Source organism: Citrobacter sp. RHB25-C09 (assembly GCF_013836145.1).
Taxonomy (GTDB): domain Bacteria; phylum Pseudomonadota; class Gammaproteobacteria; order Enterobacterales; family Enterobacteriaceae; genus Citrobacter_A.
In genome coordinates this window covers 729,799-744,309 of record NZ_CP057483.1, presented here as the reverse complement: position 1 = coordinate 744,309, position 14,511 = coordinate 729,799, and the positions used below count along the sequence as shown (strand labels likewise).

Sequence of the window (14,511 nt, the reverse complement as noted above, 5' to 3'; positions counted from 1 at the left end):
GCGCTCTAAAGCGCGCTGAAATAAGGGCAGGTTTCCCTGCCCGTCAATGTCTTACTTCTTAGCGCGCTCTTCGAGCATCGCTACTGCTGGCAGTACTTTGCCTTCCACGAATTCGAGGAATGCGCCACCGCCAGTGGAGATGTAGGAGATTTTGTCAGCAATGCCGAACAGGTCGATTGCTGCCAGGGTGTCACCGCCGCCCGCGATAGAGAACGCTTCGCTGTCTGCAATAGCGTTAGCGACGATTTCAGTTCCTTTACGGAAGTTAGGGAATTCAAACACGCCAACCGGGCCATTCCACAGAATGGTTTTCGCATTCTTCAGAATTTCAGCCAGTTGCTGTGCAGAAGCGTCGCCGATATCCAGGATCTGCTCATCTTCTTTCACGTCGCTGACGGATTTCAGAGTTGCCGCTGCGGTTTCAGAGAACTCGGTAGCTACGCGAACATCAGTCGGAACCGGAATATCACAGGTGGTCAGCAGACGTTTGGCTTCGTCAACCAGATCCGCTTCGTACAGGGATTTACCCACGTTGTGGCCCTGAGCGGCAACGAAGGTGTTAGCAATACCACCACCCACGATCAGTTGGTCAGCAATTTTTGACAGGGAATCCAGAACGGTCAGTTTGGTAGAAACTTTAGAACCACCAACGATGGCAACCATTGGGCGAGCCGGTTCTTTCAGTGCTTTACCCAGCGCGTCCAGTTCAGCCGCCAGCAGCGGGCCTGCGCAAGCAACATCAGCAAATTTGCCGATACCGTGAGTAGAAGCCTGTGCACGGTGTGCAGTACCGAATGCGTCCATCACGAATACGTCACACAGTGCGGCATATTTTTTGGACAGCGCTTCGTCGTCTTTCTTCTCGCCTTTGTTAAAGCGAACGTTTTCCAGAACCACCAGCTCACCGGCAGCCACTTCTACGCCGTCGAGGTAATCTTTTACCAGGCGAACTGGGTTAGACAGTTTGTCTTTCAGGTAGTTAACAACCGGCAGCAGAGAGAATTCTTCGTTGTACTCGCCTTCGGTAGGACGACCCAGGTGGGAAGTTACCATCACTTTTGCACCTTGTTTCAGGGCCAGTTCGATGGTCGGCAGAGAAGCACGGATACGCGCATCGCTGGTTACTTTCCCTTCTTTAACTGGTACGTTCAGATCCGCACGGATGAAAACGCGTTTACCAGCAAGATCCAGATCGGTCATCTTGATTACAGACATGGTGAATCCTCTCGTTGATTCTTAAAGTTTTGCAAGCGCTTACGCGCTTTACCTGAAACCAATAGCAGCCATCGCTAACGTGGTGTCGAGCATTCTGTTAGCGAAGCCCCATTCATTGTCGCACCAGACCAGCGTCTTAATGAGGTGCGCACCACTGACCCGCGTCTGAGTACCATCCACAATGGCGCTATGCGGGTCGTGATTAAAATCTACTGAGACCAACGGCAATTCCGTATAGTCAACTATACCATGAAATGCACCTTGTGCCGCTTTTTGCAGCAACTGGTTGACTTCATTAGCTTTTACGGGTTTCTTCACCGTAACACTTAAGTCAATTGCGGTGACGTTAATCGTCGGCACACGCACCGCAATCGCTTCAAAGCGATCGTTAAACTGCGGGAAAATTCGGGTGATCCCCGCCGCCAGTTTGGTATCAACCGGAATGATCGACTGGCTCGCCGCACGCGTACGGCGCAGATCCGGATGATAGGCATCGATGACCTGCTGATCGTGCATCGCGGAGTGAATGGTAGTCACCGTACCGGACTCAATGCCATAGGCATCATCCAATAATTTGATGACGGGAATGATGCAGTTCGTGGTGCAGGAGGCGTTGGAGACGATACGGTGCTCTGCGCGTAGCAGATCCTGGTTAACGCCAAACACTACGGTGGCATCAAGATCATTACTGCCGGGATGGGAAAAGAGCACCTTTTTTGCGCCGGCGGCGAGATGCGCTTCACCGTGTTCGCGGTTGCCGTACACGCCCGTGCAGTCCAGCACCACGTCAACACCCAGTTCTCGCCAGGGTAGCGCTTCAAGTGTCGATTCATGCAGGATGCGAATGGTGTCGTCGCCGACATTCAGTTGCTCGCGTTCCTGACGCACGTCCCAGGCAAAACGCCCATGGCTGGTGTCATATTTCAATAAATGCGCCATGCCCTCAGCATCCGCCAGTTCATTGATTGCCACCACGGTCATTTCCGCCCGACGTCCGGATTCATACAAAGCACGAACCACATTACGTCCGATACGACCAAAGCCATTAATCGCTACGCGTACGGTCATAGATCTCCTGCAAGGCTATCCCGATTCAGATGTGGCTGACAGAGTAATCCAGCGCAACGTTCAGGGAAACCTTACCTATCGCAAACTGCGACTGATTGATTATTTGTCGAACATTTAATCGACTGAAACGCTTCAGCTAGAGTAAGCGAAACGGTGAATAAAAGGAATGTTTGTCCAGATGGATTCGCGAATTTTCTGACTTACATCACATTTTACCCCGTATATCGGGGCGGAATTATTCCAGTGTGTCGTAATAATCATCACGGCATAACTGGAATAATTTGCCTTCAGGAGAGGCGGTATTCCCCTTCAGCGTTCATTTGCAGAGTCAGGTCCGCAGGACGGCTCTGCGTCAGGACACGCTCGACGTTTGGCCCGTCAGTACGGGTATAAAAGGCCTCCGCGTCGGCAAGCGAAAGGCCACCGGCCAGCTTGCGGTTGATCAGTCGTGTGCGAAGGGCATCCGCCGGGGCGCGAATAAACAGTGAGAAATCGCAGAATTCAGCCAGCGTCCGCCACCGTTCATCGTCCCGCAGGAGCCAGTTCCCTTCAACTATGACCATCGGCGCGGTCACCACAATGGCGTCTTCCACCGGATCGTGCTTTTGTCTGTCATATTGCGGCCAGCGGCTTTGCCCCTCTCGCAGTTGTCGCAGGTTTTGCGCGAGCTTGTCGACGTCAAAGGTTTCCGGCGCGCCTTTATACGCGCGCAGACCGTGTGCCTCCAGCCAGACGTTGTAATGGTGGAAGCCGTCCATCGGCAGCGTTTGGATTTCTGGAAGATTGCTATCCTGCCGGGAAAGATATTCCCAGAAGGTGGTCAGCGTAGATTTTCCCGTACCGGGCGGCGCGCTGAGAAACACTATTGTGCGCCGTTCTGGATGCGCATGGTGGAATGCCGCTAAACGATGCAATAACGGTTTATGGACGTTTTCTATTTCTTCATCACGATAATACGCTTCAACCTGCAACCCATTCACTGTCAGTCCGATTTTCACGGCGTTAATTCCTTTAAAATTGACGTTATCGCCAGCGTCATTGCCGTCTTGACCATTCCGGTAAAGCGAACTTCAGACCACGCGGCAAAATCGGCGAATTTCATCGACTCCAGCGCGCCATATAAAGTGGCATTACGGGTAATACTGTTGACGTTGCTAATAAAATCCCAGGTAATGTCATCGGCAAAGCCCAGAACCTGATCCTGCTCTTTTATGTATTGATAAAACTGTGAAAAATGAGTGATATCCGCGTAGAGCCATTTATCCATTTTTCCCAGTGCATAAATCAGACGTAACGCAACATCAATATCGTCAAGCGGCCCGCTCTGGGCGAGTAACGGCTTCACTGCATATTCAAGGATCTCTTCATCGTTATCGACAAACAGCGACGGCAGAAAGCGCTTAATACCCTGTAGCAAAATCGAATGTGCCGTAGTCATAAACGCGAGCAAGTCATTTTGAGCATCCAGTTGCTCAAGTACATCGTCTTCTGTCAGCGTCGTCATTCGCTATCCGTTAAATCACCATGAATGCAGAGAGTCTATTATATTACACGTTTGATCCGCGCCGCCGATCAGTAAAGTTTGTGTACGCACACCCTTTGCCACGCGCTGTACCCCTTTAACCAGATCGCCACCCGTTACGCCCGTTGCGCTAAAGAGGATGTCACGACTCCCCACCAGTTCGTCGAGAGCATAGACACAGTTAACCGCAACACCCATCTCTTTACAGCGCTGACGCTCCTCTGCTGCAACCAGGCGGTGGTCAGCACAATCCCCTTTCGCCTGGCAAAAATCGATCAGTTCCGCCTGCATGTCACCGCCAAGGGCTTTTACTGCACAGGCAGAAATCACCCCTTCTGGCGCACCGCCAATCGTGTACATCAGATCATAAGGATTATCCTGCATGCAGGTCAGGACACTGGCCGCCACGTCGCCATCGGAGAGGGCAAAGACTTTAACGCCCAGCGCCGTCGCCTCGATAATGGCGGGATGGAGCCGCGGTTTGTCGAGCGTTACCATTCGCAACTCGTCCAGCGGCTTGCCCAACGCGTGTGCCACCTTATGCAAATTGTCCGCCAATGGCAGGGTCAAATCGATCGCGCCTTTCGCCTGACGATTCACCACCAGCTTTTTCATATACATATCGGGGGCGTGCAGCAGGCTGCCCTTTGGAGCAAATGCCATGACTGCCAACGCGTTACTTTGCCCCATCGCAACCATGCGGGTGCCTTCAATAGGATCGACTGCGATATCGACCTCCGGCCCACCACCACTGCCGACCTCTTCACCGATCCACAGCATCGGGGCATGATCGATCTCCCCTTCACCAATGACGATCCGCCCACGGATAGCGATCCCATTAAGCGCCTGACGCATTGCTGATACGGCCAGCCCGTCAATTTTGTTTTTATCACCGCAGCCGGTTTGCGGCCAGGCAGCCAACGCTGCCTGTTCCGTAACGCGAAATAGCGGCCATGCCAGAGCACTCATGCCGCCTCCCCGGTATCGACACCGAATTGCGCCAGCAAATATTTCTCCGCCTTTTCGTTCCAGATACCGTGCGTTTCCTCAATCAGGCGCGCAAGTTCTCTGAAAAGCGGATCGGTTCTGCCTTTTTCAGCGAAGTCAGCCAGTGCGGTCAGCGGCATCGTCACGCCGTTGTAAATGAGCTTTTTCCCGCCAGGGATATTTGGCAGATTAAGCACCGTATCCGGCACCGCATCTAGCCCGCCAATATGCGTAACCATAAAAGAAGGCTGAAGCTGCCCGGTCGCACTCAACGCTATGGCCTCTTTCATATCGTCCGTAGACCCCCCGGACGTTCCCACAACGTGGGTGCTGTTGTAGTGAACGTTGTAGAAATTAAACGGCACCTTGAACTGGCTATCCGTTGGACCGGCAAAGAAATTCAGACAGCCATCTTCGGCAAGAATATCGTCTGCCATTTCAATCACGGCGGGAACGGCCGCGTAGACAAAGACGTCGTCAAAGCCAACGCCATCGGTTAACGCGCGAAGCTGAGTCGCCGGCGCCTCCATTCCTGACGTATTCACATAGATCAGTTCGATTCCCTTACTGGCTGCCAGCTCAACCGGCAATAACTTTTTCGCCTGCGCCAGTCGGGCTTCATCAATATCGACCACAACGACGCGCGATGGTTTTATCCCGCCGTTAATCGCATAATCAATCGCGCCAATACCCATCGGCCCAGCACAGGCTAAAAGTGCGATATTACCGCCGGGTTTTATCCCCATGCGATGCTCATAGACATACGGTGTCGTATGATAATTCGCGTTATAAGCGCCAATGATGCAGCACAGGGGTTCTGCCAGCGATGCTGCCGCAAAATAAGATCCCTGATACGGTAAGACACAGCCCAGATTTATCGCTATCTCCGGGATAATCATATACGTCGCATTACCGCCAAAATACTCATAGCTGTATCCTGCGGAATAACCGCTGGGCAGCCCCATCGCCGGCTGTAAAACAAAGCGCTGACCTTTTTTAAATTGTCCAGTCAGGTTCTTGCCCACTTCAACAATAACACCTGCGCATTCATGACCGGTAATAACCGGGTGGTTGATCAAATCGTCCGGCACGCGTTTATGCTCACTGCCTAATGCTGCCGCTTTCCAGGTCGATAAACAGACGCTGTCCGATATAACACTCACTAACAGTTCATTATCGGTTATTTCTGGCAATTCAAATTCACGGATACGCACATCCTGCTTGCCATATATCGCTGCAACTTTTGTTTTCATACTTACTCCAGAAATCAGACAAGCGAGTTCGCAGTTAATTGTTTAAATAATTCTTCAAGTTGTGGGTCGCCAATATAATTCTTGATTAACACCAGAGGCCGGTCGCTCACACGTTTCACACGACCTTCAAGGCTGGCATGGGTAACGATAATATCTGCATCATCCGGAACGTTTTCGATGGCATAATGTTTGACATCAATAGACAGCCCGGCCTTTTCCAGACGCTTACGGAACGTTGTAGCCCCCATTGCACTGGACCCCATTCCCGCGTCACAGACGAAGGCGATATTTTTCACATTGCGCCAGGAGAATTTGCCTTCCTGTTTCATCGCCTTCACGACATTCGCAGAATCATTGAAAGTATCTTCCTCTTCAGCCAGGCCCCTTTTTTCCATTTTCAAAATCAGGCCGGTAATAATGAAGGTCACCAGCGTCCCTGCTGTCACACCGGCGATCGTCGCGAGGAACGAGCCTTTCGGCGTCAGCGCCAGATAGGCGAAGATAGAGCCCGGACTTGGCCCCGCAACCAGGCCGCCATTTAACAGATTGAATACCCATGTACCGCTCATGCCCCCGGCAATCATGCCAATCAAGGTCAGCGGTTTCATCAACACATAAGGGAAGTAAAGCTCATGAATACCCCCGAGAAAATGAATAATCATCGCGCCTGGCGCAGACTTCTTCGCCATCCCTTTGCCAAAGAAGGTAAATGCCAGCAGCAAGCCTAAGCCCGGCCCCGGATTAGAGGCGACCATAAAGAAGATGGATTTCCCGGTTTCAGAAGCCTGTTGCATTCCCAGCGGGTAATAAACCCCCTGGTCGATGGCATTATTTAAAAAGAGGATTTTCGCGGGTTCATTAATCAATGACAGCAGCGGCAGATACCCTGCATGCACCATTGCTTCAATGCATTCTTTGACAAAATTATTGGCAATAAGCACCGCCGGGCCAATAACTTCAAACCCGAGCAGGCACAGGATCATCCCGGCAATACCCAGAGAAAAGTTATTGATAACCATCTCAAAGCCTGCGGGAATACGCTTATCCAACAGGCGATCGATATGTTTAATGACCAGACCACCGAGGGGCCCCATGATCATTGAACCAAGGAACATGGGGATATCCGCACCAATAATGACCCCAATGGTACCAATGCCCCCCATCACCGCGCCGCGTTTCCCCCCGACCAGGTGCCCCCCGGTAGAACCGATCATCACCGGAAGTAAATAGGTAATCATCGGGCCGACAATTTTGGCGAAATGCTCATTGGGCATCCAGCCCGTTGGAATAAATAAGGCAGTAATAAAACCCCAGGCAATAAAAGCACCAATATTGGGAATGACCATTGCAGTCAAAAATCCCCCAAAAGCCTGGACCTTTGCACGAGCAGACTTGTTTTCCATGATAATATCCTGTTAAGGAGAAATAATTATGCGTGAGCGATAATATCCGCCAACTGTTTTTCAGATTTAGCCGCTAATAACGAGGCTACGGTTTCCTCTTCACATAACAATTCGCTTAATGCCTGGATAGCGCCGATATGTGAATCGGCATTCGCCGCTGACAAGCCAATTAATAATGTTATGGGTTCATCATCATCGGCAAACTGGACTGCTTTTTTAAGTAACGTAAGAGACAACCCCGTCTTTAATGCGCCACATTCTGGGCGCGCATGAGGCATCGCCACACCGGGTGCCAGAATATAATAAGGACCATTATTGAGAGTGGAGTCCTTAATTGCCTGGATATAATCAGCATTTATATAATGTTTCGCTAGCAGGGGAGACATGGAAAAATCAATCGCTTCCTGCCAATCCTTTGCCCCTTGTTTTATTGAAATTGATGCTTCCGGAAAATAATCAATCAAACGCATAAACCATCCTTATTTTATTTTTGGGTACAGCGTATCGTTAAAAACAAAATACTCGCGAGACAAAGTGAAATCAATTGAGAGGGAAAATGCTGACTGGAAAAAGAAGGTTTTCGTAAATTGTTTTAAAACAATGATTTGATGAAGGTATTTATAAAAGCAACTGCAATTACGTGACTTGCATTGCAATTACTAATAATTTTTAAATAACATAATTGCTAATCAGATCACAAATAATGACTTGTTTGAGAAAAAATAATTTGAAGTGATAAATAAAACGGGCCGCCAGAGCGACCCGTTTTTGTTCTCTAAAATGATTTAGAGCAGTTCTTTCGCTTTCGCGACTACGTTCTCAACGGTAAAGCCGAACTCTTCGAACAGCAGTTCTGCCGGAGCAGATTCACCGAAGGTGGTCATCCCGACGATAGCGCCGTTCAGGCCAACATATTTGAACCAGTAGTCAGCAATACCCGCTTCGACTGCCACGCGAGCGGAGACCGCTTTCGGCAGTACGGATTCACGGTATGCGGCATCCTGCTTGTCGAACGCATCGGTAGACGGCATGGAAACCACGCGCGCTTTAACGCCTTCGGCAGACAGTTTGTCCCATGCAGCCACAGCCAGTTCAACTTCAGAACCGGTGGCGATGAGGATCAGCTGCGGCTGGCCAGCACAATCTTTCAGCACGTAACCACCGCGAGCGATGTTTGCCAGTTGCTCTTCAGTACGTTCCTGCTGAGCCAGGTTCTGACGAGAGAGGATCAGCGCGGTCGGGCCGTCCTGACGCTCAACGCCGTATTTCCACGCCACTGCGGATTCAACCTGGTCACATGGACGCCATGTGCTCATGTTCGGGGTCACACGCAAAGACGCAACCTGCTCTACCGGCTGGTGAGTTGGGCCATCTTCGCCCAGACCGATGGAGTCGTGGGTGTAGACCATCACCTGACGCTGTTTCATCAGCGCAGCCATACGCACCGCGTTACGGGCGTACTCAACGAACATCAGGAAGGTAGAGGTGTACGGCAGAAAACCACCGTGCAGAGAGATACCGTTCGCAATAGCGGTCATACCGAATTCACGAACACCGTAATGGATATAGTTACCCGCTGCGTCTTCGTTAATCGCTTTAGAACCGGACCACAGAGTCAGGTTAGACGGCGCCAGGTCAGCGGAACCGCCGAGGAATTCTGGCAGTAAAGGACCGAACGCTTCGATCGCATTCTGAGACGCTTTACGGCTGGCGATCTTGGACGGATTCGCCTGCAGTTTTGCGATGAACTCTTTCGCTTTCGCGTCGAAGTCAGCCGGCATTTCACCTTTCATACGACGGGTGAATTCTGCGGCTTCCTGCGGGAAGGCTTTGGCATACGCAGCGAATTTTTCGTTCCATGCGGACTCTTTCGCCTGGCCTGCTTCTTTCGCATCCCACTGGGCATAAATTTCAGACGGGATTTCGAACGGCGCGTACTTCCAGCCCAGCTGTTCGCGGGTCAGTGCGATTTCTGCATCGCCCAACGGCGCACCGTGGGAATCGTGAGTACCGGCTTTGTTCGGAGAACCGAAACCGATGATGGTTTTGCACATCAGCAGGGACGGTTTGTCAGTGACTGCACGCGCTTCTTCGACTGCGCGTTTGATTGCTTCGGCATCGTGACCGTCTACACCGCGTACAACGTGCCAGCCGTAGGCTTCGAAACGCTTCGCAGTATCGTCAGTGAACCAGCCTTCAACGTGACCATCGATAGAGATACCGTTGTCATCGTAGAACGCAACCAGTTTGCCCAGTTTCAGGGTACCGGCCAGGGAGCATACCTCGTGAGAGATACCTTCCATCATGCAACCGTCGCCCATAAAGGCGTAGGTGTAGTGGTTTACAATGTCATGACCCGGACGGTTGAACTGTGCGGCCAGCGTTTTTTCCGCGATAGCCATACCGACTGCGTTGGCAATCCCCTGACCCAGCGGACCGGTGGTCGTTTCAACACCAGCGGTATAACCCACTTCCGGGTGGCCCGGAGTTTTAGAATGCAGCTGACGGAAGTTCTGCAGCTCAGACATCGGCAGATCGTAACCGGTGAGGTGCAGCAGGCTGTAAATCAGCATGGAACCATGACCGTTAGACAGCACAAAGCGGTCACGATCGGCCCAGGATGGGTTTTGCGGGTTGTGGTTCAGGAAATCACGCCACAGGACTTCGGCAATGTCAGCCATACCCATCGGGGCACCCGGGTGACCGGATTTGGCTTTCTGTACTGCGTCCATGCTCAGCGCACGAATAGCATTGGCAAGCTCTTTACGTGAGGACATTTTGACTCCAGATCGGATGATGAAGGCCGGCCCGTAACGACTTGACTACCGCGCGTTTTGGGCTACGCCGGAAAAAAGTCCGAACAATGTAACCCAAGCCGCCTGTCATGTACATGGAGCATCCTTTTGCCGCTTCAGAAATCTCTGGATCAAGCCCGCATGTTGCGCAAACTTCTCGCCCGTTTATCGTGCTTTTCTTTATACTTAGCCTGGGCGCGAGTTCACCTGCGAACGGCGCATTTTTGGATCACTATTGATTTCGTGCGGAAGAGAAAAATGAAAATTCGCGCTTTACTGCTGGCAATGAGCGTGGCAACGGTACTGACCGGTTGCCAGAATATGAACTCCAACGGACTGCTCTCATCGGGTGCCGAAGCTTTTCAGGCATACAGCCTGAGCGATGCCCAGGTTATCGCGTTAAGTAACCAGGCGTGTGCGGATATGGACAGCAAAGCCACTATTGCCCCGGCCAGCAGCGAGTACGCTAAACGCCTGAGCAAAATCGCCACGGCGCTGGGCGATAACATCAATGGACAGGCGGTAAACTATAAGGTTTACATGGCGAAAGACGTGAATGCCTTTGCCATGGCGAACGGCTGTATCCGCGTGTACAGCGGCCTGATGGACATGATGAACGATAACGAAGTCGAAGCGGTGATTGGCCACGAAATGGGGCACGTTGCGCTTGGACACGTGAAGAAAGGGATGCAGGTTGCGCTCGGCACCAATGCCGTACGTGCAGCAGCGGCGTCCGCGGGCGGGATTGTCGGCAGCCTGTCGCAGTCGCAGCTTGGCGACCTGGGCGAAAAACTGGTGAACTCGCAGTTCTCCCAGCGCCAGGAAGCAGAGGCGGATGACTACTCTTACGATCTGTTGCGCAAACGCAACATTAGCCCGGCAGGTCTTGCCACCAGCTTCGAGAAACTGGCGAAACTGGAAGCCGGACGTCAAAGCTCGATGTTTGACGATCACCCGGCGTCCGCCGAACGTGCGCAACATATTCGCGATCGTATGAGCGCCGACGGAATTAAGTAATCTTCAAACAGTGCCGGATGGCGGCGTAAACGCCTTATCCGGCCTACCCGTAGGCCCGGTAAGCGCAGCGCCACCGGGCAATACGTGCAAAATGACGAGCAAAATAGTCCGACTACTACTCGCCTTTCTTCGCCGCCTGGATATACAGCATTTCTAACGCTAACGTCGCTGCCGCCAGCGCGGTAATTTCAGACTGATCGTAAGCCGGAGCCACTTCCACCACGTCCATACCCACGATGTTCAGATCTTTCAGACCACGAACCAGCTTAATCGCACGGTCAGACGTCAGGCCGCCAATCACCGGCGTACCGGTGCCAGGCGCAAACGCCGGATCCAGGCAGTCGATGTCAAAAGTCAGATAAACGGGCATATCACCCACAATCTGTTTCACCTGCGCGATGATGTCATCCACGCCACGATCGTTCACCTGACAGGCATCCAGCACGGTAAAACCATTATCTTTGTCGAACTCGGTACGAATACCAATCTGCACGGAGTGATTCGGATCGATCAGCCCTTCGTTCGGCGCGGTGTAGAACATGGTGCCATGGTCAAACTCGCAGCCGTTGGCATAAGTATCAGTATGTGCATCAAAATGCACCAGCGCCATTTTGCCGAAGTGCTTCGCATGCGCGCGCAGCAGCGGCAGCGTTACAAAGTGGTCACCACCGAAAGAGAGCATGCGTTTACCCGCCGCCAGCAGTTTTTCGGCGTGCGCCTGTAATTTTTCGCTCATCTCACGGGCATCGCCAAAAGCGTACACCAGATCGCCACAGTCAACGACGTTCAGACGCTCGCGCATGTCGAAATTCCACGGGAAGCGGTTATGTTCCCAGGCAAGGTTGGTGGATACCTGACGGATCGCCGCCGGACCGTGACGGCCGCCTGCACGACCGGAAGTCGCCATATCAAACGGCACGCCAGTAATCACCCAATCCGCGTCGCTGTCATAGGGCTGGAAATTCATCGGCAGACGCAAAAAACCAAACGCGTTAGATACCAGAGAGTTATCGTACTGATGACCTAAAGTGCTCATGTCCTGACCTCATTTAAAGTCGATACATTAAAAACAGATGAAAAAAAATCCCCTCCGCGTCGTTAAACCCGACGAGGAAGGGATTGATTCGTAAATCGCTTATTGGGGCGAATTATCGCCGTTAATTCATACGGGTTCAAGTGAGTATAGCATTCTGCCGGATGGCGACTTCGCCTTATCCGACCTACATTCGTAGGCCCGGTAAGCGCAGCGCCACCGGGCATCAACGGCTACTCGTCTTCCAGGTAAGTGTACCCGTACAGACCCGCTTCGAACTCTTCGAGGAACTGCTGCTGCAGCGCATCGTCCAGCCCGGTTTGTTTTACCTGATCGCGGAAGTGCGTCAGCAGGGTGTTCGGATCCAGCTGCACGTATTGCAGCATGTCCGCCACCGTATCCCCTTCGTCAGACAACTCAACTTCTACGCTGCCGTCCGGGAAGACAAACACGTCAACTGCTTCGGTATCACCGAACAGATTGTGCATGTTGCCGAGGATCTCCTGATAGGCGCCAACCATAAAGAAACCGAGCATTGGCGGGTTCTCTGGATCGTACTCCGGCATTGGCATCGTGGTGGCAATACCATCACCGTCGATGTAGTGATCGATCGCCCCGTCGGAGTCACAGGTGATATCCAGCAGCACCGCACGACGTTCCGGCACCTGATCCAGCCCTTCCAGCGGTAGAACCGGGAACAACTGATCGATGCCCCATGCGTCCGGCATCGACTGGAACAGCGAGAAGTTGACGTACATTTTGTCCGCCATACGCTCCTGCAGTTCGTCGATAATCGGGCGATGCGCACGGTTCTGCGGGTCCAGTTGCTTTTGCACTTCATGGCACATGCTTAAGTAAAGCTGCTCTGCCCACGCGCGCTCCTGCAGGCTGAACGTGCCAGAAGAATAGCCGATGTGAATGTCGTGCAGATCCATCTGGCTGTCGTGCAGCCATTCGCGCAATGAGCGGCGCGTACCCGGTTCATGCATCTCCTGCCAGGTTTCCCACATGCTTTGCAGCGCGCGCGGTGCGTCGTCGGCAGGCTGAACAGGCACGGTATATTCGTTACGTTCCACGCCGATAATGTTGGAAACCAGCACCGTATGGTGCGCGGTTACCGCACGTCCCGACTCGGTGATCACCGTCGGGTGCGGCAAGCCGTTCTCTTCACAGGCATCGCCAATCGCCCAGATGATGTTATTGGCGTATTCATTCAGGCCGTAGTTCACCGAGCAGTCAGACTGCGAACGGGTTCCTTCGTAGTCGACGCCCAGGCCGCCGCCCACATCGAAGCACTGAATATTGACGCCCAGCTTGTGTAGTTCAACGTAAAAACGCGCGGATTCACGCACACCTGTCGCAATATCACGAATGTTCGCCATCTGCGAGCCAAGGTGGAAGTGCAGCAGTTGCAGGCTGTCCAGACGCCCGGCTTCACGCAGGGTTTCAACCAGTTGCAGAACCTGAGTTGCCGCCAGACCAAATTTGGATTTTTCGCCGCCGGAAGACTGCCATTTGCCGGACCCCTGAGACGCCAGACGGGCGCGGACGCCGAGGCGCGGGATGACGTTCAGACGCTCAGCTTCATCCAGCACAATCGCGATTTCAGACATCTTCTCGATGACCAGATAGACTTTGTGGCCCATCTTCTCGCCAATTAACGCCAGGCGGATGTATTCGCGGTCTTTATAGCCGTTACAGACAATCACGCTGCGGGTCATACCGGCATGTGCCAGAACCGCCATCAGTTCCGCTTTTGAACCCGCTTCCAGACCCAGCGGTTCCCCGGAGTGGATCAGCGATTCAATGACGCGACGGTGCTGGTTGACCTTGATCGGGTAAACGAGGAAGTAGTCACCGTTATAGCCGTAAGACTCCCGCGCACGTTTGAACGCCGCGTTAATCGAACGCAAACGGTGTTGCAGGATCTGCGGGAAGCAGAACAGTGCTGGCAGGCGTTGTCCCTGCGCTTCGCGAGCTTTCACCAGCTTGGCGAGATCGACGCGCGCTTCCGGTACGTCAGGATCCGGGCACACGCTAATGTGTCCCAGTTCATTGACGTCGTAGTAGTTATTGCCCCACCAGGCAATATTGTAAGTACGCAGCATCTTGCTGGCTTCCTGGGAGCTCATTGCAACCTCCTGCATGGAGCGTAGTACACCCTGTTCGCCTGCTGACGAAGGCGAACCCAAAGACATGTCGTCAGACATAGCGAACC

12 protein-coding genes are annotated in these 14,511 nt (G+C 52.7%); 1 reads left to right on the top strand and 11 read right to left on the bottom strand.

Annotation, left to right across the window (positions count from 1 at the left end; genetic code table 11):
• Positions 1-51: 51 nt before the first annotated feature.
• The 9 genes from pgk to tkt form a co-directional block, all read right to left on the bottom strand.
• Complete coding sequence (gene pgk / locus HVY19_RS03580) at positions 52-1,215, bottom strand: phosphoglycerate kinase (protein ID WP_181683013.1); 1,164 nt, start codon at positions 1,213-1,215, stop codon at positions 52-54.
• 48 nt (positions 1,216-1,263) lie between these two features.
• Positions 1,264-2,283: an erythrose-4-phosphate dehydrogenase gene (gene epd / locus HVY19_RS03575; RefSeq protein WP_181683012.1), complete on the bottom strand. Its 1,020-nt coding sequence runs from the start codon at positions 2,281-2,283 to the stop codon at positions 1,264-1,266.
• A 287-nt stretch (positions 2,284-2,570) separates the two neighbouring features.
• Positions 2,571-3,281 (bottom strand): nucleoside/nucleotide kinase family protein, encoded by a 711-nt coding sequence (locus HVY19_RS03570; protein WP_181683011.1) that lies wholly within the window; start codon positions 3,279-3,281, stop codon positions 2,571-2,573.
• Positions 3,278-3,787, bottom strand: a complete 510-nt coding sequence (locus HVY19_RS03565; RefSeq protein ID WP_181683010.1) for an MltR family transcriptional regulator — start codon at positions 3,785-3,787, stop codon at positions 3,278-3,280. Before HVY19_RS03565 ends, HVY19_RS03570 begins: the two co-directional genes overlap by 4 nt.
• Positions 3,788-3,802: 15 nt before the next feature.
• Positions 3,803-4,774: a class II fructose-bisphosphatase gene (glpX, locus tag HVY19_RS03560; protein WP_181683009.1), complete on the bottom strand. Its 972-nt coding sequence runs from the start codon at positions 4,772-4,774 to the stop codon at positions 3,803-3,805.
• Positions 4,771-6,045: a zinc-binding dehydrogenase gene (locus HVY19_RS03555; RefSeq protein ID WP_181683008.1), complete on the bottom strand. Its 1,275-nt coding sequence runs from the start codon at positions 6,043-6,045 to the stop codon at positions 4,771-4,773. The genes glpX and HVY19_RS03555 overlap by 4 nt, the downstream gene beginning before the upstream one ends.
• A 14-nt stretch (positions 6,046-6,059) precedes the next feature.
• Entirely contained in the window at positions 6,060-7,448 is a 1,389-nt protein-coding gene (locus HVY19_RS03550; RefSeq protein WP_181683007.1) for a PTS mannitol transporter subunit IICB, read from the bottom strand.
• Between the two features lie 26 nt (positions 7,449-7,474).
• Positions 7,475-7,918, bottom strand: a complete 444-nt coding sequence (cmtB, locus tag HVY19_RS03545) for a PTS mannitol transporter subunit IIA (protein ID WP_181683006.1) — start codon at positions 7,916-7,918, stop codon at positions 7,475-7,477.
• A 315-nt stretch (positions 7,919-8,233) separates the two neighbouring features.
• Entirely contained in the window at positions 8,234-10,225 is a 1,992-nt protein-coding gene (gene tkt / locus HVY19_RS03540; protein ID WP_181683005.1) for a transketolase, read from the bottom strand.
• A gap of 276 nt (positions 10,226-10,501) precedes the next feature.
• Here tkt and HVY19_RS03535 point away from each other — a divergent pair, with 276 nt between their 5' ends.
• On the top strand, positions 10,502-11,260 hold the full coding sequence (locus HVY19_RS03535) for a M48 family metallopeptidase (protein WP_181683004.1): 759 nt from the start codon (positions 10,502-10,504) through the stop codon (positions 11,258-11,260).
• Positions 11,261-11,375: 115 nt separating this feature from the next.
• Here HVY19_RS03535 and speB read toward each other — a convergent pair whose 3' ends face one another.
• Both speB and speA read right to left on the bottom strand, forming a co-directional pair.
• A complete protein-coding gene (gene speB / locus HVY19_RS03530) occupies positions 11,376-12,296 on the bottom strand; it encodes an agmatinase (RefSeq protein ID WP_002434404.1) in 921 nt (306 codons plus the stop codon).
• Between the two features lie 230 nt (positions 12,297-12,526).
• The gene (gene speA / locus HVY19_RS03525; RefSeq protein WP_181683003.1) at positions 12,527-14,503 is read right to left on the bottom strand and encodes a biosynthetic arginine decarboxylase; all 1,977 of its coding nucleotides are present in this window, start codon (positions 14,501-14,503) and stop codon (positions 12,527-12,529) included.
• Positions 14,504-14,511: the final 8 nt, after the last annotated feature.